Genomic DNA, 734 nt, shown 5'->3' on the forward strand with positions numbered 1-734 from the left:
CTTGTAACAGCTTTGTAGTTTAGCAAAGACCTGCAAACAAAAAAGGCCGTCCGAAGACAGCCTTTTCTGGGTCATCACTTTCGTGATTAATGCTTACGTGTTTTACGTGCTCTTTCAATGGCGCGTAACTGTGCCATCGCTTCTGCCAGTTGAACTTGTGCTTCCGCAAAGTCCATTTTGGCTGATTTATCGTTGAGCGCTTTTTCGGCTGCGGCTTTGGCTTCCAAAGCAGCGGCTTCATTTACATCATCTGCGCGTAATGCGGTATCGGCCAGAATAGTGACGATATGAGGTTGAACTTCCAGCACACCACCGGAAATATAAAACTGCTCTTCCTTACCGTCTTTTAATAACCGCACTTCACCGGCTTTTAACCGTGTCAGCAATGGAGCGTGACGTGGGTAAATACCCACCTCACCCTCTTGTGCCGAGGCAATTACCGCTTCTACCAATCCAGAATAAATGGATTCTTCAGCACTTACGATGTCAACATGAATTGTCATAGCCATCAGCTACCTCCCAAGAGATTAGTACTTTTTGGCTTTCTCAATCGCTTCATCAATGGTGCCAACCATGTAGAACGCTTGTTCTGGCAGTGAATCATATTCACCATCCAGAATGCCACGGAAACCAGCCAGAGTATCTTTCAGTGAAACGTATTTACCAGGTGCACCGGTGAATACTTCAGCAACGAAGAATGGCTGTGACATGAAACGCTGAATTTTACGAGCGCG

Annotated in this window: 1 protein-coding gene and 1 pseudogene; both read right to left on the minus strand. The window is 46.2% G+C overall.

Going from position 1 to position 734, the window contains the following annotated elements; all coding sequences use genetic code 11:
• Positions 1–86: 86 nt before the first annotated feature.
• Positions 87–509 carry a F0F1 ATP synthase subunit epsilon gene (locus B3O33_RS03160; protein ID WP_292361364.1) on the minus strand — a complete coding sequence of 141 codons (423 nt, stop codon included), beginning with the start codon at positions 507–509 and terminating at the stop codon, positions 87–89.
• 18 nt (positions 510–527) lie between these two features.
• A pseudogene (locus B3O33_RS03165) lies at positions 528–734 on the minus strand (F0F1 ATP synthase subunit beta); the annotation flags it as partial.

This window comes from Methylophaga sp. UBA1464, assembly GCF_002325665.1.
Classification (GTDB): domain Bacteria; phylum Pseudomonadota; class Gammaproteobacteria; order Nitrosococcales; family Methylophagaceae; genus Methylophaga.

Excerpts from the sequence above, each read along its gene's own strand:
- B3O33_RS03160 (WP_292361364.1), bottom strand. The coding sequence starts at position 509 with ATGGCTATGACAATTCATGTTGACATCGTAAGTGCTGAAGAATCCATT.